At 47.0% G+C, this 22136-nt stretch carries 23 protein-coding genes, 5 tRNA genes and 1 pseudogene; 20 read left to right on the top strand and 9 right to left on the bottom strand.

Features of this window, described 5'->3' with window-relative positions:
* Positions 1–47: 47 nt before the first annotated feature.
* From NW212_RS00815 to NW212_RS00800, 4 genes are all read right to left on the bottom strand, one after another.
* Positions 48–632 (bottom strand): porin family protein, encoded by a 585-nt coding sequence (locus NW212_RS00815; protein WP_258336749.1) that lies wholly within the window; start codon positions 630–632, stop codon positions 48–50.
* Positions 633–775: 143 nt separating this feature from the next.
* Positions 776–3061 carry an outer membrane beta-barrel family protein gene (locus tag NW212_RS00810; protein WP_258336748.1) on the bottom strand — a complete coding sequence of 762 codons (2286 nt, stop codon included), beginning with the start codon at positions 3059–3061 and terminating at the stop codon, positions 776–778.
* A 191-nt stretch (positions 3062–3252) separates the two neighbouring features.
* Entirely contained in the window at positions 3253–3534 is a 282-nt protein-coding gene (locus NW212_RS00805) for a hypothetical protein (RefSeq protein ID WP_258336747.1), read from the bottom strand.
* A gap of 116 nt (positions 3535–3650) precedes the next feature.
* Positions 3651–3938 (bottom strand): hypothetical protein, encoded by a 288-nt coding sequence (locus NW212_RS00800; RefSeq protein WP_258336746.1) that lies wholly within the window; start codon positions 3936–3938, stop codon positions 3651–3653.
* 356 nt (positions 3939–4294) lie between these two features.
* Between NW212_RS00800 and NW212_RS00795 the strand changes: the two are divergent.
* Positions 4295–4654, top strand: a pseudogene (locus tag NW212_RS00795) (sensor histidine kinase); the annotation flags it as partial.
* Positions 4655–4794: 140 nt separating this feature from the next.
* Complete coding sequence (locus NW212_RS00790; RefSeq protein ID WP_258336745.1) at positions 4795–5517, top strand: response regulator transcription factor; 723 nt, start codon at positions 4795–4797, stop codon at positions 5515–5517.
* 40 nt (positions 5518–5557) lie between these two features.
* Here NW212_RS00790 and NW212_RS00785 read toward each other — a convergent pair whose 3' ends face one another.
* From NW212_RS00785 to NW212_RS00775, 3 genes are all read right to left on the bottom strand, one after another.
* Positions 5558–5851, bottom strand: coding sequence for a transcriptional regulator (locus NW212_RS00785; protein WP_258336744.1), 294 nt, complete (start codon positions 5849–5851; stop codon positions 5558–5560).
* A gap of 4 nt (positions 5852–5855) precedes the next feature.
* Positions 5856–6458 (bottom strand): hypothetical protein, encoded by a 603-nt coding sequence (locus NW212_RS00780; RefSeq protein WP_258336743.1) that lies wholly within the window; start codon positions 6456–6458, stop codon positions 5856–5858.
* A 261-nt stretch (positions 6459–6719) separates the two neighbouring features.
* On the bottom strand, positions 6720–7370 hold the full coding sequence (locus tag NW212_RS00775; RefSeq protein WP_258336742.1) for a DUF1349 domain-containing protein: 651 nt from the start codon (positions 7368–7370) through the stop codon (positions 6720–6722).
* Positions 7371–7477: 107 nt separating this feature from the next.
* On the opposite strand from NW212_RS00775, the gene NW212_RS00770 reads away from it, so the two are divergent.
* Both NW212_RS00770 and NW212_RS00765 read left to right on the top strand, forming a co-directional pair.
* A complete protein-coding gene (locus tag NW212_RS00770; RefSeq protein WP_258336741.1) occupies positions 7478–8227 on the top strand; it encodes a response regulator transcription factor in 750 nt (249 codons plus the stop codon).
* A gap of 15 nt (positions 8228–8242) precedes the next feature.
* The gene (locus tag NW212_RS00765) at positions 8243–9268 is read left to right on the top strand and encodes a low specificity L-threonine aldolase (RefSeq protein WP_258336740.1); all 1026 of its coding nucleotides are present in this window, start codon (positions 8243–8245) and stop codon (positions 9266–9268) included.
* A gap of 82 nt (positions 9269–9350) precedes the next feature.
* Here NW212_RS00765 and NW212_RS00760 read toward each other — a convergent pair whose 3' ends face one another.
* Together NW212_RS00760 and NW212_RS00755 are read right to left on the bottom strand one after the other, a co-directional pair.
* Positions 9351–9872, bottom strand: coding sequence for a gamma carbonic anhydrase family protein (locus NW212_RS00760; protein WP_258336739.1), 522 nt, complete (start codon positions 9870–9872; stop codon positions 9351–9353).
* Between the two features lie 38 nt (positions 9873–9910).
* On the bottom strand, positions 9911–11689 hold the full coding sequence (locus tag NW212_RS00755) for an aminopeptidase P family protein (protein WP_258336738.1): 1779 nt from the start codon (positions 11687–11689) through the stop codon (positions 9911–9913).
* A 168-nt stretch (positions 11690–11857) separates the two neighbouring features.
* On the opposite strand from NW212_RS00755, the gene rpsU reads away from it, so the two are divergent.
* The 16 genes from rpsU (at position 11858) to rpoB (ending at position 22098) form a co-directional block, all read left to right on the top strand.
* Entirely contained in the window at positions 11858–12049 is a 192-nt protein-coding gene (rpsU, locus tag NW212_RS00750) for a 30S ribosomal protein S21 (protein ID WP_258336737.1), read from the top strand.
* A gap of 71 nt (positions 12050–12120) precedes the next feature.
* Complete coding sequence (locus NW212_RS00745) at positions 12121–13002, top strand: tyrosine-type recombinase/integrase (protein ID WP_258336736.1); 882 nt, start codon at positions 12121–12123, stop codon at positions 13000–13002.
* A 17-nt stretch (positions 13003–13019) separates the two neighbouring features.
* The gene (gene hpf, locus NW212_RS00740; RefSeq protein WP_258336735.1) at positions 13020–13319 is read left to right on the top strand and encodes a ribosome hibernation-promoting factor, HPF/YfiA family; all 300 of its coding nucleotides are present in this window, start codon (positions 13020–13022) and stop codon (positions 13317–13319) included.
* Between the two features lie 92 nt (positions 13320–13411).
* Positions 13412–13485: transfer RNA gene (locus NW212_RS00735), tRNA-Thr, on the top strand.
* A gap of 53 nt (positions 13486–13538) precedes the next feature.
* Positions 13539–13621: transfer RNA gene (locus tag NW212_RS00730), tRNA-Tyr, on the top strand.
* A gap of 9 nt (positions 13622–13630) precedes the next feature.
* Positions 13631–13703, top strand: a tRNA-Gly gene (locus NW212_RS00725).
* Between the two features lie 21 nt (positions 13704–13724).
* Positions 13725–13796 (top strand) — tRNA-Thr (locus tag NW212_RS00720).
* A gap of 48 nt (positions 13797–13844) precedes the next feature.
* Complete coding sequence (gene tuf / locus NW212_RS00715; RefSeq protein WP_258336734.1) at positions 13845–15038, top strand: elongation factor Tu; 1194 nt, start codon at positions 13845–13847, stop codon at positions 15036–15038.
* A 66-nt stretch (positions 15039–15104) separates the two neighbouring features.
* Positions 15105–15177: transfer RNA gene (locus tag NW212_RS00710), tRNA-Trp, on the top strand.
* Positions 15178–15193: 16 nt separating this feature from the next.
* Positions 15194–15391, top strand: coding sequence for a preprotein translocase subunit SecE (gene secE / locus NW212_RS00705; RefSeq protein WP_258336733.1), 198 nt, complete (start codon positions 15194–15196; stop codon positions 15389–15391).
* A gap of 12 nt (positions 15392–15403) precedes the next feature.
* Positions 15404–15946, top strand: coding sequence for a transcription termination/antitermination protein NusG (gene nusG / locus NW212_RS00700; RefSeq protein WP_258336732.1), 543 nt, complete (start codon positions 15404–15406; stop codon positions 15944–15946).
* A gap of 60 nt (positions 15947–16006) precedes the next feature.
* Positions 16007–16450, top strand: coding sequence for a 50S ribosomal protein L11 (gene rplK, locus NW212_RS00695; protein WP_258336731.1), 444 nt, complete (start codon positions 16007–16009; stop codon positions 16448–16450).
* A 16-nt stretch (positions 16451–16466) separates the two neighbouring features.
* Entirely contained in the window at positions 16467–17168 is a 702-nt protein-coding gene (gene rplA / locus NW212_RS00690) for a 50S ribosomal protein L1 (protein WP_258336730.1), read from the top strand.
* Between the two features lie 14 nt (positions 17169–17182).
* Positions 17183–17698 carry a 50S ribosomal protein L10 gene (gene rplJ / locus NW212_RS00685; protein ID WP_258336729.1) on the top strand — a complete coding sequence of 172 codons (516 nt, stop codon included), beginning with the start codon at positions 17183–17185 and terminating at the stop codon, positions 17696–17698.
* A 74-nt stretch (positions 17699–17772) separates the two neighbouring features.
* Positions 17773–18150: a 50S ribosomal protein L7/L12 gene (gene rplL, locus NW212_RS00680; protein ID WP_258336728.1), complete on the top strand. Its 378-nt coding sequence runs from the start codon at positions 17773–17775 to the stop codon at positions 18148–18150.
* Between the two features lie 135 nt (positions 18151–18285).
* A complete protein-coding gene (rpoB, locus tag NW212_RS00675) occupies positions 18286–22098 on the top strand; it encodes a DNA-directed RNA polymerase subunit beta (RefSeq protein WP_258336727.1) in 3813 nt (1270 codons plus the stop codon).
* Positions 22099–22136: the final 38 nt, after the last annotated feature.

Below are 22136 nucleotides of genomic sequence, written 5' to 3'. Positions count from 1 at the left end.
GTTTCGGCAGATAAACGGAGTTGCATGCAATTTCTTTTTCAGTGGAATCAGAACATGTAGGCAAGTGATATCTGCCACGTGTTGTGCTTGAATCCGTCCTGGGTTATGCTTCCGGATTCGTCCTTTACCATAATTCCGTTGTCTTTCAGGCCGAAGTTGTAGTTAGCGCCGATGCGGAGGTGGCTGAACAGGTTCAGTCCTGCGCCAACGTTGAAGCTGGTGGTCTTTTTCTTGAACTCGCAGATGTCTTTAAACCAGCTGTGCCCTACGTTGAATCCGAACTGAGGACCTACGGCAACATATGCTCCGACAACGCTGCTGAACCCGAAGTTCCATTTCACGTTGACAGGGATTTCGATGCTCTTCTTCATTGTAGAGCCTTCTTCCGTATCAATGCCGAACTGGTTGTACAAGAGCGAAGCGTCCAGACCAAGGCCGAGCAGCGGCAGGGTGACATCAGCTGTGGGACCGATAAAGAATCCTGTCCGGTTGTCCGGATTGAACACTTCTTTTGATATGGATACTTTCGATACATTCAGACCGGCCTTTACACCGAACTTTAACTGGGCTTGTGCCGGCATGGCCAGGCAGAGGCAAGCCATAAGCATTAAAGCGGAAAAAATCTTTTTCATAATTTCTTTCGTTTAGTGAACGGGACAAATATAAGAAAGTTTTTCCAGTTTCTCGCTCTTTTTGAGCGCAAAGGCGCGAAGGCGGAATGATTCTGCCGCTTTATGCAGCACGTTCCGTGCGTCGCGCCTTTGAGGGCCGGTGTCTACATCCCGAAGCGGGAAGTGTCTATATCCTTTGTGGCTTTCTTTTTGTAGCCTCCAAACTTGTAGCTGAATGCTACGGAGAAGCTTTGCGCGTAGCTCCTTACATTCATGTCGAAATGCTGGCTGCCGTTGCGTGATCTGATGTCGATGTGGTTCAATCCGTTGAAGAGGTCGGTGCCCTTCACCTGAATCATCGCCTTGTCACCTGCGAACGTATAGCGCAAGGCGGCATCCACATAGCCGATGGCACCGCTGCGGTAGCTTCCCTGTATGATGCCTGTCTGTCCGAATGCCGAGATTTCCAGCCGGATGTCCGGATGTCGGCTCAGCGTAAAGGTGTTTGTCCATTGTCCGATGCCAGCCCATCGCCTGTTGTCGAAAGGCGCATCATAATAATGGCTTGCCTTGTCGTGTTTCAGTTGCGCGTTCAGCGTCAGGCGGCTGTCCCACCATGCGCCGGCCTTGAACGGAATGACGGCGGTCAAGGTCAGCAGCTTGATGAAGTCCCAGTTCTGGAAGTTATATACGGCCCTCAGTTCGTCGGAGTCAAGATAAGTCATCTGCATGAAATAGTCGGGCACATAGCTGTATGACGCCTGGAAGATGTATTTGCTTTTCATTATATAGGTCAGGGAAGCGGTATAGTCGGCATAGGGACGCAGGTATGCGTTGCCTTCAGAGACTTGGTATCCGTTCAGGTAACTGGTTGTGCCGCTCAGTGTCCAGTAGTCCGGATAGGTCTTGTCTGAGCTGAACGATAGCTGGAGAACGTGTGAGGCAGAAGCCATGTAGTTGAGCGAAAGGTTGGGATAGACCGCCCATTTCTTGTAGTCCGTCATCCTGTAATACTCTACCGCGGCCGATACGCTGAGGCTCCATTGCGGATTGAAAGCCTTTTCGAATCCGGCATACAGATTATAGGTATATTCGTCGATGCGGCTCTCGTTGTTCAGTCCGGTCATTTCGGGAAGGTCATAAAGCTGCGAATTCCGGTCGCTCACATAGGTGAATGCAACTCCGTAGTTCAGCTTCCATGCTTCGGGGAGCGCATGGCTCTGGTCGGCATACACTTTCCACCGGTCGATGCGCTGGCGCGAATCGCTTCTGAAGGCAGTGGTGTTTCCTCCGGCATCCGTATCGGAAAAGTTCTGCGAGTCTTTGTTCCTATAATAGGTATAGTCAGCTCCGGCACTCAGCCCGAATCCTGAAGTGTAGTTCAGCGAAGCATTGTGGAGCCGGACATCGCTCCGCTTGTCATTGTGTGAGTCTGTCACGTTTCCCCATGCGTTCATGTATGATTTTCGGTCCGGACTGATGCTCCCCGTGTAGCTCAGGCTGATACTGTTCTTCTCGTCCGGCCTGTAGGTGGCTCCCGCACGGAAGGTGTGGGTGAGGTTCCGTATTTCCCCGTTGTCCGAAAGGCGGATGTCGTGCGTTTTGTCCTTCACCGTGTGCAAGGCCGAGAAGTCGAATCCCTGGCGGACATACTCATCCTTGAGATTGTACATCACGTCTGCGTCCCATTTCTCCGAGAGCCAGGTCAGTGCCGCTCCGCCGTTTCCTCCGGCTGCGTCCTTTTTGATATAGCTCCCGTTCACTTCCCCTTGCAGTCCTCCTTCGCCTGCCTTGTAGCCTTTCAGCACGAGGTTGATGGCGGCTCCGCGCACATGGTATTGGGGAGGAGCGCTGTACATCACCTCCGCCCGTTCCACGCGCGAGGCCGGCATACTCTTTAAGAGAGAAATCAATTGTTCTTCGGTCATTGACGAAGGCTTTCCGTTCAATACGATGCTGAGGCTTCCGGTTCCGGCAAGGCTGGGCAATCCGTCCTTCTCCATCACCCCCGGAAGCTGGAGAAGCGCTTCGTAGGCATTGGTTACGAGGCGGTTTGCGGTCAGCCGGGGCATGTCGTAGGTCAGCCTGCTTCCTTCCACCTTCACCAGCGGGCGTTCCCCTTTCACCACCACTTCTTCCAGCGCATAGTCTTTCGGTGTGAGAGTGAATGTGCCTGCATCTTCACCGCTTCCTTCCCGTTCCATCGTCTGATAGAGCATGTGCTGCACGATGAGGCGGTAATGTTCCGGGCAGGCATTGAAGCTGAACACTCCCGCCGTGTCGGTGATAGCGGCATCGGCAAACGTAGAGTCGGCGAGCTGGAGTATCACGGTAGCCGCATCCACCGGTTTTTGTGCCATGTCGGTAACCTTGCCCGTGAGAGTCTGTGCGGAAAGATCCGTTCCGGCTCCTGCAGCAAGCAAAATGCCAAGCAAAAAAGATGTTTTCATGTCTGTATGTTTTTGATTTATTTCTTTACCTTTGATGCTGCAAATGTAGGAAGCCCTTTCCGCTTTCTATGTTAAGGCCAAGGTTAACGTAACGTTAATGGAGATTTGCTTATGAAAGATGTAAAATATATCCGCTGGATAGCCTTCATCGCCCTGCTGGCGATTCTGCAAGACCGGAATAGTTAATATAATTACAAGTCTTCCCCTTGGGCTCTGTTGTATTCATTATCATAATACATAATAATGAAATATTCTCCCAAGGGATGCTCAGAAATTGTAAACCAAACACTCTTATTAATGGAAGCAATTACTGTTTGTGCAGATTTTTCTAAATTAAAAAGTGACTCTTGCAATTTTGGAGGAATACTATCCCATCGCGATTTTTCATATCTTGATAATAATTGTTGAGCAACAAATGCTGAATCCGGCAATTGAGTATAAAGAGCTTCATATCGTTTTTTGTTAACTTTCATTTCATAAGATATATCTTCATCGTCAGGTATTGTATAGTCTATATAAGCAGAACTATTTATGTTCGCTTCAAAATACTTTTTATTACGTTCAAACTGACTGCAAAGTTTATTGAACCTTATTCGAATATTCGTTTCATCTCTTGGGTAAGCATCAGCAACAGCAATTCGCCATACTTTATTATTATTTGTTCCAATATATATATATAGACATCCACTCCGTTAAATTCACCTTCCAGCACATCGTCACCAAGCACACTCTCAGTGAACCCTTTCTCTTTCAGTTTCTTTATCATTTCCGATTTCGTTCCGTCAATGGGAATGCCGAGGAACTTGGTCACGTCTTTTTGTGCATGAACAGCGAACGAAAATACGAGTAGCATGGCAAGTAATAAAATCTTTTTCATAATCGAAGTGTTTTTCGTTGTTCTTCAGTACCCAAAGGACAGGTTATAAAAACGGAAACGTGGCACTGCTATGAACCACGTCTTAAAGTGCAGGCCCTGAGAAAACCTAAATCAACAGATATGGTAATAGCAGCCCACGCTATGACGTGGGAACTGCTACGCCGACTTCTTGTTGATTTTCGTGGCAAGTTTCTCAGGCTTCGCACTTGCAAGATGCAGACATAACGCTCCTTATTCTCAAAAATTCGACAATCCGCTTGGCGATATGCAGGTTGCACGAACAAAGTTAAGAAAAAACATTAAGAAACTCATATAAAGCTGCTAAAATCTGTATCGATTCGGGATAAAAGAATGTTCTGAAAGAGGCGTTGAGCAACCTGATAGACAATGCCGTGAAATACTCGGGAGGGCAGGTGGAAATCTGCTTCACTTCAGAGGCGTCGGACGGCATGGTCCGCATCGGCATACGGGATAACGGATTCGGCATTCCGTTCAAGGAACAGGCCAGGATATTCGAGAAGTACGAACGCGCTTCGGCCGCGGTGCGGAGCCGGAACGGAGGTGCGCCGGGCTTCGGCCTGGGACTCAATTATGTGCTCCGTGTGGCGGAGGCACATGGCGGACGGGTAGAGGTGGAAAGCATTGAAGGAGAATACAGCCTGTTTTCGCTTTATCTGCCGTCGGGAGAGGAAGAATTATCGGACAAGAATGAGTGAATGTCCCGTTGTCTTTATCGTATCACTCCAGTGATACGATTGCTTCACTGAAGTGATGCGATCTCTTCACTCTAGTGATACGATCTCTTCACTGGAGTGATACGCTTGAGGTGTCGGGAAAAGATAAAAAAATGACAACTATGACCAAGGTTTTGTTAGTGGAAGACGATGCCAATCTGTGCTACATCATTAAAGGCGGACTGGAAGACATGATAGGCGGCTATGAGGTGGAAACCGCTTCCGACGGGCAGGAAGGAATCCGGAAGTGGAAAAGCTGGAAGCCGGAAGTGATTGTTTCCGACATTGAAATGCCGGTGATGGACGGATATGAAATGGTGCGCCGCATCCGTGAGTCCGATGCGTGCATCCCGATTCTGTTCACTTCGGGCCGTGTGTCGCCCAAGGATGTGGTGAAAGGGTATGAAATCGGAGTGAACAACTATGTGAAGAAGCCCTTTCTTCCCGAAGAGCTGGACGCACACATCAAGGCTCTGCTGAGGCTGACTCATGCAAGGGAGCCGGAGCGTGCGGATACTTTCTTCCGGATCGGCAAGTCGTATGTGTTTGATGCAGAGCGCAGCGTGTTGCATCAGGAGGGTCAGCCCGACCGGGAACTGACCGTCCGTGAGTCCGGTCTGCTCCGGATTCTTTGTGAGGGACAGGGGCATGTGGTGCGGCGCGAGGTGATACTCTCCCGCCTTTGGGATACCGAAGACGACTATTTTGCTTCGCGCAGCCTCGATGTCTTCGTGTCCCGCCTCCGCAAGATGTTTTCGGGCGATCCCGATGTTCGTCTGAAGACGGTGAAAGGCGTGGGACTGATGCTGGAGGCTGGCCGGACGCACGCAGGTACGGAGCCGTAAAAGTCCGGTTTCCGTGCCTGCGCGGTGTCCGTTTCTCTTGTCATTTGTCCAGCATTCCTCCGAGATATTCTTTCAGCGTACTTACGTATTCGTTCAGCGCATCCCTGCCCTTGTCGGTCAGGCGGCACGATGTGCGCGGTTTCTTTCCGATTATCTCTTTCCTCACTTCGATGTATCCGGCCTCAGACAATTTGTCTATCTGCACGCTCAGATTGCCGGAGGTGGCCTGTGTCTTGTCCTTGAGATAGCTGAAGTCAGCCTCTTCAACGGAAAGCAGGAGCGACACCACGGCAAGGCGCAGCTGGGAGTGCAGCAATGGGTCAAGCTCTCTCATATTGTTATTCTTTGATTTTGTTTCTGGCTATATGCGCCGGTATGATCATGAATACAAGAAATGACATCCCGAAAAGGATGTTCCAGAAATTGTGGCACCAGCCTTCCGTGAGCATGTATACGGCGGCAAGCAATCCTGCGAGAGGTGTCCAGATAAAGGCCTTCTCCTTTATCACAAGCCCTGTCATGGATGTGCCTATGCCGGCATAGATGAGCGAAAGCGGCATCATTATCGAGAAGTTCATGACATGGGTGAGGACTCCGATGAGCACAATTGCGATTACCGTGAATATGAACATGCTCCCGATAACTTTCCATATATTGCCCAGCATGCTGTCGATATAGGTTGTCACTTCAGGTTTGGAACTTTTGCGGAAGAAGGTGTTGGCAATATAAGGTATGAACATGGCAAACCATGTGAACATGGCTTCTCCTCTTCCGGTGAAATGTACGGTTACCCATGTGATTATTGCGGTAATCAGGGCGGTATAGCCGTATATGAGGAAGGTGTTGTAGTCCTTCTTCATGGTGGTTCCCTTCTTTGTCTTTCTGATCATGTCGGATATGAGTTCCAGACTTTCCCGTTCGTTGATTTTTCTGTCTTCCATAATCTTTACTTTTTTAATTGGTTTATTTTATAAACTATCTATGTCTAAAAAAACAGGCACCGCGCGTCATTGCCTGTTCTTTTGCAGCAAAGATAAATAAGTTTATTTTATAAACCAAATAAAAACGGATTTTTTTTGTGGCACTGTCAACAGCTGTATCTCCGGTGAAAAGGCTGGAGTGTGTACAATGTGCAAGGAAATTGAAAAAGTGATGTGAGTCATGCGGATTCTCGGAAAAAGATTTGCATGACTCACATAATATTAATGCTCCGCGTTCTTTTTCAGCCATTCCATCCGCCGCATGTCAGGCAGATGAGTCACCTTGAATCCTTCGAAAGTGACATTGAATCCTTCTCCGTCGGGACAGGCTCCCATCAGGCCGACCATCATCGGTGTGTTGTCCGGCATCCATGCGTTGCGCATCATGGTATAGGTTTTGTCGTCAAAAGAATAGAATACTTCGACGGCATCTTTCCGGCGTACAGCTTTGATCCAGACGTAAGGAACGGCTTTGTCAAGTGAGATGACGCTCCAGTCGCTGGTATGGTGGGTGACGACTGTACTCAGGTTGTATTTGCCGTCTACGAACTCGATCCCCGCCTTGATGTAGTTTTCCTTGTCGATGCGGAGCATCAGACCGGCCTGGTCAAAGCGCACCTTATAGTCTCCCGTAATCTTTACCTTTACCTCAAACTCTCCTCCGTAGGTGGTATAATAGAAAGGAGCATCGTCTACGGTAAATCCATAGTGCGAGATACGCCAGTAGTCACTGTGCGGGGTGACCGACATGTTAAGTGTTTTTCCGTTTATTTCCCATTGCTCAGGTTCGTTGAACCATTGCATCTTCTCGAGGGTCTGTGCCTGCAGGCCTAACGTACCCAGTGTGAAAAGTGTAAGAATAAGTGTTTTCATTTGTCTGTAAGAATTTATGATGGTGATATATTTTTTATCTTTGCAAAGATATTGCCTTCAGATAAACGGGTCAATGCTTATTAATAACCATTTTTGTAGCGCATGCCATGAATGATACTTTGCAGGAACTCAACCGGAATTTGCTGGTGCAGGATTTTGAAGACGTGGAAAACTCTTCGGACATATCCGGCCGTTGCAGGCGGATTGCCCGGATGTATGCGGAGATGGAGAATGCTGTGGCTGTATTGAGCGACATGAGGTCGGACCGAAGCTGTATTTATTACGGAGGTATGGGTGAGATGCTGGGTATGGCTTCCCGTGGCACCTTCCTGGAGACGGACTCCATCTGGGAAAAAGAGATTTTCGAGCGGATGAGTCCCGGTGACCTGATGAAAAAGCACGTACAGGAACTTCGTTTTTTTCATTTCCGGAAGTCTCTTTCTCCTGATGTGCGTACCCGTTACTTTCTGATGTCGCGTCTGAAGATGAAGAATGCGTCGGGCGGTGAAGTGCAGGTCTGTCATCGGATGTTTTATATAGAAGATTCTTCGGGGAATGTCGCGTTCGCCTTGTGTCTGTATACTTTGTGCCGTGACGAACATCCGGACGTGATTATAGACTCTCTGACAGGAGAGCAGATTGATATCGGACGGCAATCGTGCGGGACGTTGTTGTCAAAAAGGGAGTGTGAGGTACTGGGACTGATCGGGCAGGGAAAATCGAGCAAGGAGATAGCCGGCACACTTTCTGTCAGCATTCATACGGTGAGTCGTCACCGGCAGAATATTTTGCGGAAGTTGCATGCCGGAAATTCCGTCAATGCTGTGGCAATAGCGAAAAAACTGAATTTGTTGTAACCAATAAAAGGATATATGCAGTATTTTGACAGTGATTATATGGAAGGGGCACATCCCCTTATTATGGAGCGTCTGATCAGGACCAATATGGAGAAAACACCAGGTTACGGGACTGATGCATATTGTGAGTCGGCCCGGAGGAGAATCCGTGAGGCATGCGGATGTCCTGAGGCTGAGGTGCATTTTCTTGTAGGGGGTACTCAGACCAATGCTACTACGATTACAGCCATTCTCCGTCCGTATGAAGGAGTGATTGCAGCCGTTACAGGTCATATCAATGTGCATGAAGCAGGTGCCATTGAAGCGGGAGGACATAAAGTACTTGCACTTCCCTCGCATGAAGGAAAACTGGATGCGGCGGAGGTAGACCGTTATGTGAGTGATTTCTATGCCGATCCGAGCTGGGACCACATGGTGGCTCCGGGCATGGTGTATATTTCACATCCTACAGAATACGGAACGCTTTATCGTCTGGACGAACTGAAGGCGTTGTCGTCCGTATGCCGCAAGCGTCATATTCCCTTGTTTCTTGACGGCGCGCGTTTGAGTTATGGCTTGGCCGCTCATGGAACAGATGTGACGCTCGAAGCCATTGCGTCTTTGTGTGATATTTTCTATATAGGAGGTACCAAAGTGGGAGCCTTGTTTGGCGAAGCGGTGGTGATTCCCCGCCCGGGCTTCGTGAAGCAGTTCAATACGATCATCAAGCAGCGTGGCGTGCTCTTGGCAAAAGGGCGTTTGCTCGGCCTGCAGTTTGATACATTGTTTACGGACGGACTGTATCTGAAGATTGCCCGTCACGGCATCGAGATGGCCGACCGCATTGCAGCCTGCCTGGAAAAGAAAGGATATCGGTTTTATGCGGTCCCTCAAAGCAATCAATTGTTTGTGGTGCTTGAAAACAGCCGTCTTTCTGCGTTGTCCGGACATGTCAGTTTCGGCATCTGGGAAAAGGCAGATGCTGATCATACGGTTGTCCGCATTGCTACCAGTTGGGCTACGCGCGAAGAGGATGTAGAAGAACTGCTCTCTTTGCTGTGAGTTTAAATGCCAAAGCCGCGAGAAGTTCCGGGATTTGCCCGTCCGTCCTCAGCGGCTTGGCTGTTTCGGGGAGAGCATGGCGTCATTTATCTTCTTTAAACCAGGCGGCGTAGGTCAGATAATTGTGGGCCGTGCGTTGGTTGAGCGTTTTGCTTTGTTCCGGGTCTATTTTCTTGATGAAATGCGCCGGCACCCCTCCCCAAAGCGTGTATGGTTCGATGATTGTGTTTGCGAGAACCAATGCGCCGGCGGCTACAATGGCTCCTTCACCCACAACGGCGTTGTCGAGCAGCGTGGCTCCCATGCCTATAAGCGCATTGTTGCCTACGTGCGCACCGTGGAGGGTGACATTGTGTCCGATGGAAACGTCATCTCCCAGTTCAACGGTAGACTTCTCGAATAAGGTGTGAAGCACCGTTCCGTCCTGTATGTTTACGCGGTTGCCGATTCGGATGGAATTGACATCTCCTCGCAGTACGGCGTTGAACCAGATGCTGCATTGGTCTCCGATAATCACATCTCCGATGATCGTAGCGTTCTCTGCCAGATAGCAGTTCTCTCCGATTTGTGGGGTGAATCCCCTTACAGATTTTATTAAAGCCATTTTATTCTTTTCCGGTTGAAAGTTATTTGAACTGTGAATTATATCGCACTTGTTGCCTGTTTCAGCCATGCCTGTTCTTCTGCGTTCAGCATAGGGCAGAGCAGCTCGTAAACCTGCCGGTGATACTTGTTCAGCCATCCTTTTTCTTCGTCTGTCAGCATTTCGGCATGAATCGCCTCTTTGTCAATGGGGCAGAGGGTGAGCGGTTCGAACTTGTAGAAATCTCCAAACTCCGTGTGCTGGCTTTGCACGATGAGCATGGTGTTTTCCGTCCGCACTCCGTGGCGTCCCGCTTTATAGATTCCCGGTTCGTTCGTTATGGTCATGCCGGGCAGCAGAAGAGCCGGCACATGATTCATGCGGAATTGGTGCGGTCCTTCATGGACGTTCAGAAAATGTCCGACTCCATGCCCCGTGCCATGTCCGTAGTTGATGCCTGCCTTCCACATGAACTGGCGGGCAAAGGCATCCAGTTGCGTGCCGCAGGTTCCGTACGGGAATTCAGCCATCGACAAGGAGATGAAGCCTTTCAATACCAGCGTGTAGTCCTTTTTCTGTTCTTCTGTAACCGGTCCAAGTGCGATTGTCCGTGTGATATCGGTTGTTCCGTCCAGGTATTGCGCCCCGCTGTCCAGCAATAGCAGTCCTTCGGGTTTCAGTGTAGAGGCCGATTCCTCGGTTGCCTCATAATGTACGATGGCTCCATGTTCTTGATAGCCTGCAATGGTATCAAAACTGATGCCTTTAAACAAATCCTGCTGTGCGCGGAACTCAAACAGCTTCCGGTCGATGCTCTTTTCTGTTTCCTCTCCGTTTCTTACGGCGTTTTTCAGCCATATGAGGAATTTGACCATAGCAGCTCCGTCGCGTTTCATGGCTGAGCGGAATCCCTCGATCTCTGTTTCGTTTTTGATTGCCTTCAGGCAAAGTGCCGGTGATGGCTTTCGGGTGACGGTTGTACAGGCGGATGCTGCTTGATAGAGCGCATAGTTGGCAGAATCAGAAATCTGGATGTTTCGTCCTTTATAGTTCAGCAGCGCTTCTGTAACCTGATTGTAGTCTTGGGTGTTGATATTGTTGGCGGCAAGGTATTGGCGCGTTTCTTCGGTGAGCTTTTGGGGGTGTATGAACAATGTGGCATCATTGGCGGTGATAAGCAGGTAGCTTACAAAGACCGGGTTGCAATGTACGTCGTCCCCTCTCAGGTTGAGCGTCCAGGCTATTTCGTCGAGTGCTGAAAGAAGCACTCCTTCTGCGCCGTTGCCGTGTATGCTTTCGCGTATTCTTGCCAGCTTGCTCTGGCATGATTCGCCGGCATAGCACAAAGGCAGGATGAAGGGGCGGTTCAAGGGTATGGATGGGCGGTCGGTCCATAGGGCCTCAAAAGGATCGGGAATGGAAACGACTTCCAGACCATATGCTGCGACTGCAGATTTCAGCATTTCGGTTTCGTCCAGCGTATTTACAGTACCGTCAATCCCGATGCGTCCGTGGGGCGGGAGCTGCGAACCCAGCCACTGAGGGATGGACGGAGTTTCTGGCAGCCGGTCTTTAAATAAGGTATATTCTGTGCCCTCCAATTGTTCTTCAGCCTGCAAAAAATAACGCGAATCAGTCCATAGCCCGCATTGGTCTGCGGTGATGACCGCCGTCCCTGCTGAGCCGGTAAAGCCTGATATCCATTTCCTGCATTCCCAATGGGCAGGTACGTACTCTCCCGAATGAGGGTCGGTGCTCGGCACAATGAAAGCGTCGACGTGCTGCGACAGCATGACTTTTCTCAAGGCGGCGACACGCTCTGTAATGATATGTTTCATGATGTGTAACTGTTTTTAATGTATTAAGGTATACAAAGTTAGCATTTCTGTGTGATTTTTTATAAAATATGCCGGAAAGTTTTGTGGATAAAGAAAGTATGTGTAATTTTGCGCCGCGATTAACTGCCGGAAATATTTAATAACAACATATCTTTAATTTTAAAAAACATGATTATTGTACCAGTAAAAGAAGGCGAAAACATTGAAAAGGCGCTGAAGAAATTCAAAAGAAAATTTGAAAAAACAGGTGTAATTAAAGAACTGAGAAACAGACAGCAGTACGACAAACCGTCTGTTAAAAAGAGACTTAAGATGGAACATGCCATCTATGTACAAAAAATGCGTCAGAACGAAGAATAATAATTCCGCAAAATTCTTGAATTATTGAATTCTTTTTCATATATTCGTTGCTGAATATAAGCGATGTTTCTATGCTGAAAGAATCTTTTTTAAGGTATCTCCGCTATGAACGGAACTATTCGGACTATACGGTGCTTTCGTATGGTACGGATTTGGTTAAGTTTGAGGAGTTCTTTAAAAACATGGACGAGGCTCTGGACTACCGGACGGTGGATGCTGATGTTATCCGCAATTGGGTGGTTTCGCTGATGGATGCAGGCTATACGGCTTCTTCAGTGAACAGAAAGCTGAGTTCGTTGCGGTCTTTTTATCATTATTTGCTGAGGAAAGGCGTTGTCAGTGTTGACCCTATGCTGAAGATTGCCGGTCCTAAAAAGAGGAAGCCGCTTCCCGTTTTTGTGAAAGAAGCCGATATGGCCCGTTTGCTTGATGAAACGGATTTCGGCGAAGGCTTTTTAGGAGTGCGTGACCGTATGATTATAGAGATGTTCTATTCGACGGGGATGCGGTTGTCTGAACTTGTGGGGCTGGCTGACAAGGACGTGGATTTCTCGGCGGGAGTGATAAAGGTGACTGGAAAGAGAAACAAGCAAAGGCTGATCCCTTTCGGTGAGGAGCTGAGGGAAGATATGAAAGCCTATGTGGAGGCGAGGAACGAAAGCTGTGACGGGAAATGTGAGGCTTTTTTTGTCCGTAAGGACGGAAGGGCAATGCTTCCTGGAACGGTGAGGCTTATAGTGAAACGGAACCTGTCGAAAGTTGTAACGTTGAAGAAAAGGAGCCCGCATGTGCTTAGGCATACCTTTGCTACTTCCATGCTGAACAATCAAGCCAACTTGGAAGCGGTGAAGGAGTTGCTGGGACATGAGAGCCTGACCACTACGGAGGTCTATACGCATACGACTTTTGAAGAATTAAAAAAAGTTTATAAACAAGCTCATCCCAGAGCCTAAAGAAAGAGGAGGTAATTATGGAAGTAAGAATTCAATCCATTCATTTCGATGCGTCTGAAAAACTGGAAGCCTTTATTCAGAAGAAGGCGGAAAAGCTCGAGAGATTTTGCGATAATATAAAGAAAGTAGAGGTGTCTTTGAAAGTTGTGAAACCTGAAACGGCTATGAACAAGGAGGCCGGAGTGCGTGTCTTGGCGCTCAATTCAGAGTTTTACGCAGAAAAAGTAAGTGATACATTCGAAGAATCGATAGATGTGTGCATGGATGCACTGTCTAAGCAATTGCTGAAAGCGAAAGAAAAACAGCAGGGTAAGTAAAAAAGTCACGAAAATGTTTTGTGATTAAAAAATAATACCTAACTTTGCAGCCGCTAAGTCGTGAAAGGCGGCTGCAAAATTTTAAAAATCAAGCCTCTTTAGCTCAGTTGGCCAGAGCACGTGATTTGTAATCTCGGGGTCGTTGGTTCGAATCCGACAAGAGGCTCAACAAGAAGAGGAAACAAAAGGTGTTTCAATGCCGGATGTTCTTTGAGAGTGGGGCAAATACCAGAGTGGCCAAATGGGGCAGACTGTAAATCTGCTGGCTTACGCCTTCGGTGGTTCGAATCCATCTTTGCCCACTTGAATTTGCGGAAGTAGCTCAGTTGATAGAGCATTAGCCTTCCAAGCTGAGGGTCGCGGGTTTGAGTCCCGTCTTCCGCTCTTTTTCTTCTTCTTTTTTTTGCTGTTATAGCTCAGCGGTAGAGCACTTCCTTGGTAAGGAAGAGGTCCCGGGTTCAAGTCCCGGTAACAGCTCGTGGATTTGTAAAGCTGATTATTAATCAAATAAAAATAAGTAAAGCTATGGCTAAAGAGAAATTTGAACGCACCAAACCGCATGTGAACATTGGTACGATTGGTCACGTAGACCACGGTAAGACAACTTTGACTGCCGCTATTACTAAGGTATTGGCAGAAAGAGGTTTCACTAAAGCTGACGAAATCAAGTCTTTCGATCAGATTGACAACGCTCCCGAAGAAAAGGAACGTGGTATCACCATCAATACTTCTCACGTAGAGTATGAAACTGCTAATCGTCACTATGCTCACGTTGACTGTCCGGGACACGCTGACTATGTAAAGAACATGGTTACTGGTGCTGCTCAGATGGATGGTGCGATCATTGTAGTTGCTGCAACTGATGGTCCGATGCCTCAGACTCGTGAACATATTCTGTTGGCTCGTCAGGTAAACGTACCGCGCTTGGTTGTATTCTTGAACAAGTGTGATATGGTTGACGATGAGGAAATGTTGGAACTGGTAGAAATGGAAATGCGTGAATTGCTTTCTTTCTATGACTATGATGGTGACAACACTCCGATTATCCGCGGTTCTGCTCTGGGTGCATTGAATGGTGTTAAGGAATGGGAAGACAAGGTTATCGAACTGATGGATGCTGTTGATAACTGGATTCCTCTGCCTCCGCGTGATGTAGACAAACCGTTCTTGATGCCGGTTGAAGACGTATTCTCAATTACTGGTCGTGGTACTGTTGCTACAGGTCGTATCGAAGCTGGCCGTGTAAAGGTTGGTGATGAAGTTGAAATCCTGGGCTTGGGCGAAGACAAGAAGTCTGTTGTAACTGGCGTTGAAATGTTCCGTAAGATTTTGGACGAAGGCGAAGCTGGTGATAACGTAGGTCTGTTGCTCCGTGGTATCGACAAGAACGAAATCAAGCGTGGTATGATTCTGTGCCATCCGGGACAGGTTAAAGCTCACTCTAAGTTCAAAGCTGAGGTTTATATCCTGAAGAAAGAAGAAGGTGGCCGTCACACTCCGTTCCACAACCACTACCGTCCTCAGTTCTATCTGCGTACTATGGACTGTACAGGTGAAATCTCTTTGCCGGAAGGAACAGACATGGTAATGCCGGGTGATAACGTAACTATCACTGTAGATTTGATCTACCCGGTTGCATTGAACGTAGGTCTGCGTTTCGCTATCCGTGAAGGTGGACGTACAGTAGGTGCTGGTCAGATTACTGAAATCCTTGACTAATAAATTGAATGGTTGTTTAACCGAATGATACGATAGTTCCCGGATTCGTTTTCGGGAACTATTTTTACGGGAATAGCTCAGTTGGTAGAGCATCGGTCTCCAAAACCGAGTGTCGGGAGTTCGAGCCTCTCTTCCCGTGCTAAAATTAAAAGAATATGTTTACAAAGATAACGAAGTATTGCAAAGAATCTTATGACGAACTGGTCCATAAAGTTTCATGGCCTAACCGTTCGCAGCTTTCAAGTAGTGCAGTGGTTGTTTTGACAGCTTCCCTTCTCATTGCACTCGTTGTTTTTATAATGGATTCTGCCTTCCAGTTCCTTATGGAGGACGTTATCTATCCGCACTATTAATAAGTTTTTAAGATGTCTGAGATTGAAAAGAAATGGTACGTGCTGCGTGCCGTAAGTGGTAAGGAAAGCAAGGTGAAAGAGTATCTTGATGCTGATATCAAGCACGGTAACCTTGGTGACTATGTATCTCAGGTATTGATTCCGACCGAAAAGATCTATCAGGTTCGCAATGGCAAAAGAATTGTGAAGGAGAGAACTTATCTCCCTGGTTATGTTTTGGTGGAGGCCGCTTTGGTGGGTGAAGTTGCCCATCATTTGAGGAATACACCGAACGTGATCGGTTTCCTTGGAGGAATGGATCATCCAGTCCCCCTCAGGCAATCGGAAGTAAGTCGGATTCTGGGTACGGTAGATGAACTGCAGGAAAGCGGAGAGGAAATCAATATTCCTTATACCGTTGGAGAAACAGTGAAAGTTAGCGTCGGTCCGTTCAGCGGATTCAGTGGCCTCATTGAAGAAGTGAATACGGAAAAGCGCAAGCTGAAGGTTATGGTCAAAATATTCGGTCGGAAAACACCGCTCGAGTTAGGCTTTGCGGATGTAGAAAAGGAATGATGTATTTGTTACGTACAAAGTTCCCTTCGTTAAATACTTATATAAAAATTTCATAAGAAAATGGCTAAAGAAGTTGCTGGACAAATCAAATTACAGATTAAAGGAGGCGCTGCAAATCCATCTCCTCCCGTAGGACCTGCTTTGGGTTCCAAGGGTATCAATATCATGGAGTTTTGCAAGCAATTCAACGCCAGAACCCAGGACAAGGCGGGCAAGGTATTGCCTGTAATCATTACCTACTACTCAGACAAGTCTTTCGATTTTATCATCAAGACTCCTCCTGTAGCTATCCAGTTGCTCGAGGCTGCCAAGATTAAGAGCGGTTCCGCTGAACCTAACCGCAAGAAGGTTGCTGAACTGACATGGGATCAGATTCGCGCTATTGCTCAAGATAAGATGGTTGACTTGAACTGCTTTACTATCGAAGCTGCCATGTCAATGGTGGCAGGAACAGCTAGAAGTATGGGTATCGCTGTAAAAGGTGACTTCCCGGGTAATAATTAATTAACTTCAATTGACAATGGGTAAACTGACAAAAAATCAAAAGTTGGCTGCAGGTAAGATTGAAGCAGGGAAAGCATACTCACTTAAAGAAGCTGCTAATTTGGTAAAAGAAATTACTTTTACTAAATTCGACGCTTCGGTAGATATAGACGTGCGCTTGGGAGTTGACCCTCGTAAAGCTAACCAGATGGTGAGAGGCGTAGTTGCTCTTCCTCACGGAACTGGTAAGCAAGTTCGTGTGCTCGCTTTGTGTACATCTGACGCTGAAGCTGCTGCTAAGGAAGCCGGTGCTGACTATGTAGGTCTTGACGAATATATTGAAAAGATCAAAGGTGGATGGACTGACGTTGATGTTATCATCACAATGCCGTCTATTATGGGTAAAATCGGTGCTCTCGGCCGTATTCTCGGTCCTCGCGGATTGATGCCTAACCCGAAGAGCGGTACCGTAACTATGGACGTGGCTAAGGCTGTTAAAGAGGTTAAGCAGGGTAAGATTGACTTTAAGGTTGACAAGAGCGGTATCGTTCACACTTCAATCGGAAAAGTTTCTTTCACTGCTGATCAGATTCGTGATAATGCCAAAGAATTTATTGCTACTATCATTAAACTGAAACCTGCTGCAGCTAAAGGTACTTATATCAAGAGCATTTATCTTTCAAGTACTATGAGTAAGGGAATTAAAGTAGACCCTAAAACTGTAGACGAAACAATTTAAAGCAGGAGGAAATCATGAGAAAGGAAGATAAAGGCGTTGTTATCAGCCAGTTGGCTGATGCTGTTAAGCAGTATGGACATTTCTACCTGGTTGACACGACTGCAATGAATGCAGCTGCAACAAGCGAGCTCCGCCGGAAATGTTTTAATGCTGGTATTAAGCTGGTAGTTGTGAAGAATTCATTGCTTCACAAGGCTTTGATGAGCTTGGATGTTGATTATTCACCGTTGTTCGATTCCTTGAAAGGTACGACTTCTGTAATGTTCTGTGAAACAGCTAATGCTCCGGCAAAACTGTTGAAAGAATATAAAGAAGGAGTTCCTTCTCTGAAGGCTGCTTATGCAGAAGAAGGCTTCTATGTGGGTGCTGAACAACTGGAAGCTCTCGCGACTATCAAGAGCAAGGACGAGGTTATTGCCGAAATCGTGGCTTTGCTGCAATCTCCGGCAAAGAATGTCATCTCAGCTCTTCAGTCTGGTGGAAACACCATTCATGGAGTTCTTCAGACTTTGGCCGAACGTGCGGAATGATGCGTTGTGCTTGAACTGAAAACACTCAAACCATTAATTATTAAAAAGTAACAAACAATTAAATTCATACAAAAATGGCAGATTTGAAAGCTTTTGCAGAACAATTAGTTAACTTGACAGTAAAAGAAGTTAATGAACTTGCAACTATCCTGAAAGAAGAATATGGTATTGAACCTGCTGCTGCAGCCGTAGCTGTTGCTGCTGGTCCTGCTGCTGCTGGTGCAGCTGCTGCTGAAGAAAAAACTTCATTTGATGTTGTTTTGAAGAGCGCAGGTGCAGCTAAACTGCAGGTTGTTAAGGCTGTGAAGGAAGCTTGCGGTCTTGGCTTGAAGGAAGCTAAAGACTTGGTTGACGGTGCTCCCAGCACTTTGAAAGAAGGTTTGGCTAAAGACGAAGCTGAATCCTTGAAGAAGACTTTGGAAGAAGCTGGAGCAGAAATCGAACTTAAATAACATTAGCCTGTTAGTCAGGTACTTCGGTTAAGAATCTCCCTGTTCGGGGATTCTTAACCTTTTTGTGTCTATATTAAGTTCGCCGGATATTTATTCATTGTCTGGCTGAAAATATTTTATAAAAACTTCATACAGATGTCTTCAGAAACTCAAAATCAACGAATTAATTTTGCTTCCGTAAAGAATCCGATGAACTATCCGGATTTTCTGGAAGTGCAGTTGAAGTCTTTCCATGACTTTTTACAGTTAGATACCCCGCCCGAAAAACGAAAAAACGATGGCTTGTATAAGGTTTTTGCGGAAAATTTCCCGATTGCTGATACACGCAACAACTTCGTGCTCGAGTTCCTTGACTACTATATCGATCCGCCTCACTATACCATTGATGATTGTCTGGAACGTGGATTGACTTATAGTGTTCCCTTGAAAGCCAAATTGAAGCTTTATTGTACAGACCCCGATCACGAAGACTTTGACACGGTGATTCAGGACGTGTATTTGGGACCGATTCCTTATATGACTCCGAAAGGAACCTTTGTCATCAATGGCGCTGAGCGAGTTGTCGTTTCTCAGCTGCACCGTTCGCCGGGCGTATTCTTTGGACAGAGTATCCATGCGAATGGAACCAAGCTGTATTCTGCGCGTATTATTCCGTTTAAGGGATCCTGGATTGAGTTTGCAACTGACATAAACAATGTCATGTATGCTTATATTGACCGCAAGAAGAAGTTGCCGGTTACAACGTTGTTGAGAGCTGTAGGCTTTGAAAATGACAAGGATATACTTGAAATCTTCAATCTTGCAGAGGACGTTAAGGTAACCAAAACGAATCTGAAGAAAATCGTGGGGCGCAAGCTTGCGGCTCGTGTGCTGAAAACATGGACGGAAGATTTCGTTGATGAAGATACGGGTGAAGTTGTTTCTATCGAACGTAACGAGGTTGTCATCGACCGTGAAACGGTTATCGAGCCTGAACATATCGACCTGATTCTTGAATCTGGCGTCCAGAACATCCTCGTTCATAATGAAGAAGCTAATTCTTCAGATTATTCCATCATCTTCAATACTTTGCAGAAAGACCCGAGCAACTCTGAGAAGGAGGCCGTGCTGTATATCTACCGTCAGTTGCGAAATGCAGATCCGGCCGATGATGCAAGCGCACGCGAAGTTATCAATAACTTGTTCTTCTCTGAAAAGCGTTATGATTTGGGTGATGTAGGCCGTTATCGTATCAATAAGAAATTGAATCTCGATACGCCTATGGATGTCAGAGTATTGACGAAACAAGATATTATCGAAATCATCAAATATCTGATAGAGCTGATTAACTCGAAGGCGGATGTTGATGATATCGATCATTTGAGCAACCGTCGTGTGCGTACTGTAGGCGAACAGTTGTCAAATCAGTTTGCGATAGGCTTGGCTCGTATGTCACGTACCATTCGCGAACGCATGAATGTACGCGACAATGAGGTGTTCACTCCGATTGATTTGATCAATGCGAAGACTATTTCTTCTGTGATCAATTCATTCTTTGGAACAAATGCTCTATCTCAGTTTATGGACCAGACCAATCCGTTGGCAGAGATCACTCACAAACGTCGTTTGTCTGCATTGGGTCCTGGTGGTTTGTCGCGTGACCGTGCCGGATTTGAGGTGCGTGACGTGCATTACACCCATTATGGACGTCTGTGTCCGATTGAAACTCCTGAAGGTCCGAATATCGGTCTGATCTCTTCTTTGTGTGTCTATGCAAAGATTAACGACCTCGGATTTATCGTGACTCCATACCGGAAGGTTAAGGATGGAGTAGTTGATCTTTCACCGGAAGGCATTGAGTATCTTTCTGCTGAAGAAGAAGAAGATAAGATTATTGCACAGGGTAATGCACCGTTGAATGATGACGGTTCGTTTGTGCGGAATAAGGTTAAATCCCGCCGTGATGCGGATTACCCGGTTGTTGCTCCTGATCAAGTTGACTTGATGGATGTTTCTCCTCAGCAGATTGCTTCAATCGCAGCTTCTTTGATTCCGTTCTTGGAACATGACGATGCTAACCGTGCATTGATGGGATCGAACATGATGCGCCAGGCTGTTCCTCTGTTGAGAACCGAGGCTCCTATTGTAGGAACCGGCATTGAAAAGCAGTTGTGTGAAGATTCGCGCACACAGATTGCTGCGGAGGGTGACGGAGTCATTGATTTTGTAGACGCTACAACAATCCGCATTCTGTATGACCGTACGGATGATGAAGAATTTGTCAGCTTTGAGCCTGCGTTGAAGGAATATCGCATACCGAAATTCCGCAAAACCAACCAGAGTATGACGATTGACCTGCGTCCGATTTGCAGCAAGGGACAGCGCGTGAAGAAAGGTGATATCCTAACAGAAGGCTATTCGACAGCTGACGGTGAGTTGGCTTTGGGCAAGAATCTGCTTGTTGCTTATATGCCGTGGAAAGGATACAACTATGAGGATGCCATTGTGCTGAACGAGCGTATGGTTCGTGAAGACATCCTGACTTCTGTTCACGTGGATGAATATATTCTGGAAGTTCGCGAAACAAAACGTGGAATGGAAGAGTTGACTTCTGATATTCCGAATGTGAGCGAGGAGGCAACCAAGGATTTGGATGAAAACGGTATTATTCGTATCGGAGCGCGTGTTGAGCCGGGCGATATCCTGATAGGAAAGATTACTCCGAAAGGTGAGTCTGATCCGTCACCGGAAGAAAAGTTGCTTCGTGCGATTTTTGGCGATAAGGCCGGTGATGTAAAAGATGCTTCGCTGAAAGCTTCTCCTTCGCTGCGAGGTGTGGTTATTGATAAGAAACTTTATTCGCGTGTTATCAAAACCCGCAGTGAGAAAAATGCTGATAAGGCAATTCTTCCCAAATTGGAGGATGAATTTAAAGAAAAAGCCGCAGCACTGAAGGAAATACTTGTCAACAAGTTGCTGGTACTGACGGCCGATAAGGTTTCCCAAGGTGTTAAGGATTATCTGGGTGTGGAAGTCATAGCCAAGGGCGCCAAATTTACAAAGCATGATCTGGAACCGCTGGATTATACCGTTATTCAGTTGAGCAAGTGGACAAACGATGCTCATAAGAATGATATGATCCGTGACCTGGTTATGAATTATCTGAAGAAGTTCAAAGAACTTGATGCAGAGCTGAAGCGTAAGAAGTTTGCGCTGACAATCGGTGATGAACTTCCTTCCGGCATCATTCAGATGGCCAAAGTGTATATTGCCAAGAAGCGTAAAATCGGTGTCGGCGATAAAATGGCGGGTCGTCACGGTAACAAGGGTATCGTATCTCGAGTTGTTCGTCAGGAGGATATGCCGTTCTTGGCTGACGGAACGCCGGTTGATATCGTGCTGAACCCGTTGGGTGTGCCTTCGCGTATGAATATCGGTCAGATATTCGAAGCCGTACTTGGACGCGCCGGAAAAGAGCTGGGAGTGAAGTTTGCTACTCCGATTTTTGACGGTGCGACATTGGACGATCTGGACAAGTGGACAGATAAGGCAGGGTTGCCTCGCTATTGCAAGACTTATTTGTATGATGGCGGTACAGGTGAACAGTTTGACCAGGCTGCGACTGTAGGTGTGACTTATATGTTGAAACTGGGTCATATGGTTGAAGACAAGATGCACGCACGTTCTATCGGTCCGTACTCTCTGATCACTCAGCAGCCTCTTGGAGGTAAGGCACAGTTCGGTGGACAGCGTTTTGGAGAAATGGAGGTTTGGGCAATCGAGGCCTTCGGTGCTGCTCACATTCTTCAGGAAATCCTTACCATTAAGTCGGATGATGTCGTAGGACGTTCTAAGGCATACGAAGCAATCGTTAAGGGCGAGCCGATGCCTACTCCGGGTATTCCTGAGTCTTTGAATGTGCTGTTGCATGAACTGAGAGGCCTTTGCTTGAGCATAACCCTGGAATAATCTACAAGTGGAGAACAAGGTCCGGACTTGCTCCTTGT

This window comes from Bacteroides sp. ET225, from assembly GCF_024733745.1.
In the GTDB taxonomy this organism is placed as follows: domain Bacteria; phylum Bacteroidota; class Bacteroidia; order Bacteroidales; family Bacteroidaceae; genus Phocaeicola; species Phocaeicola excrementipullorum.
The sequence above is the reverse complement of the archived record's forward strand: the minus strand, read 5'-3'. Positions and strand labels throughout refer to the sequence as shown.

What these genes read in the sequence shown, in the direction of transcription:
- NW212_RS00790 (WP_258336745.1), top strand. Translation starts at nt 4,795, where the DNA reads ATGACCAAGGTTTTGTTAGTGGAAGACGATGCCAATCTGTGCTACATC.
- NW212_RS00800 (WP_258336746.1), bottom strand. Translation starts at nt 3,938, where the DNA reads ATGAAAAAGATTTTATTACTTGCCATGCTACTCGTATTTTCGTTCGCT.
- NW212_RS00760 (WP_258336739.1), bottom strand. Translation starts at nt 9,872, where the DNA reads ATGGCTTTAATAAAATCTGTAAGGGGATTCACCCCACAAATCGGAGAG.
- rplA (WP_258336730.1), top strand. Translation starts at nt 16,467, where the DNA reads ATGGGTAAACTGACAAAAAATCAAAAGTTGGCTGCAGGTAAGATTGAA.
- NW212_RS00745 (WP_258336736.1), top strand. Translation starts at nt 12,121, where the DNA reads ATGCTGAAAGAATCTTTTTTAAGGTATCTCCGCTATGAACGGAACTAT.
- rplK (WP_258336731.1), top strand. Translation starts at nt 16,007, where the DNA reads ATGGCTAAAGAAGTTGCTGGACAAATCAAATTACAGATTAAAGGAGGC.
- NW212_RS00815 (WP_258336749.1), bottom strand. Translation starts at nt 632, where the DNA reads ATGAAAAAGATTTTTTCCGCTTTAATGCTTATGGCTTGCCTCTGCCTG.
- rplL (WP_258336728.1), top strand. Translation starts at nt 17,773, where the DNA reads ATGGCAGATTTGAAAGCTTTTGCAGAACAATTAGTTAACTTGACAGTA.
- NW212_RS00770 (WP_258336741.1), top strand. Translation starts at nt 7,478, where the DNA reads ATGAATGATACTTTGCAGGAACTCAACCGGAATTTGCTGGTGCAGGAT.
- NW212_RS00765 (WP_258336740.1), top strand. Translation starts at nt 8,243, where the DNA reads ATGCAGTATTTTGACAGTGATTATATGGAAGGGGCACATCCCCTTATT.
- rplJ (WP_258336729.1), top strand. Translation starts at nt 17,183, where the DNA reads ATGAGAAAGGAAGATAAAGGCGTTGTTATCAGCCAGTTGGCTGATGCT.
- NW212_RS00810 (WP_258336748.1), bottom strand. Translation starts at nt 3,061, where the DNA reads ATGAAAACATCTTTTTTGCTTGGCATTTTGCTTGCTGCAGGAGCCGGA.
- rpoB (WP_258336727.1), top strand. Translation starts at nt 18,286, where the DNA reads ATGTCTTCAGAAACTCAAAATCAACGAATTAATTTTGCTTCCGTAAAG.
- rpsU (WP_258336737.1), top strand. Translation starts at nt 11,858, where the DNA reads ATGATTATTGTACCAGTAAAAGAAGGCGAAAACATTGAAAAGGCGCTG.
- hpf (WP_258336735.1), top strand. Translation starts at nt 13,020, where the DNA reads ATGGAAGTAAGAATTCAATCCATTCATTTCGATGCGTCTGAAAAACTG.
- tuf (WP_258336734.1), top strand. Translation starts at nt 13,845, where the DNA reads ATGGCTAAAGAGAAATTTGAACGCACCAAACCGCATGTGAACATTGGT.
- NW212_RS00775 (WP_258336742.1), bottom strand. Translation starts at nt 7,370, where the DNA reads ATGAAAACACTTATTCTTACACTTTTCACACTGGGTACGTTAGGCCTG.
- NW212_RS00780 (WP_258336743.1), bottom strand. Translation starts at nt 6,458, where the DNA reads ATGGAAGACAGAAAAATCAACGAACGGGAAAGTCTGGAACTCATATCC.
- nusG (WP_258336732.1), top strand. Translation starts at nt 15,404, where the DNA reads ATGTCTGAGATTGAAAAGAAATGGTACGTGCTGCGTGCCGTAAGTGGT.
- NW212_RS00755 (WP_258336738.1), bottom strand. Translation starts at nt 11,689, where the DNA reads ATGAAACATATCATTACAGAGCGTGTCGCCGCCTTGAGAAAAGTCATG.
- NW212_RS00785 (WP_258336744.1), bottom strand. Translation starts at nt 5,851, where the DNA reads ATGAGAGAGCTTGACCCATTGCTGCACTCCCAGCTGCGCCTTGCCGTG.
- secE (WP_258336733.1), top strand. Translation starts at nt 15,194, where the DNA reads ATGTTTACAAAGATAACGAAGTATTGCAAAGAATCTTATGACGAACTG.
- NW212_RS00805 (WP_258336747.1), bottom strand. Translation starts at nt 3,534, where the DNA reads ATGAAAGTTAACAAAAAACGATATGAAGCTCTTTATACTCAATTGCCG.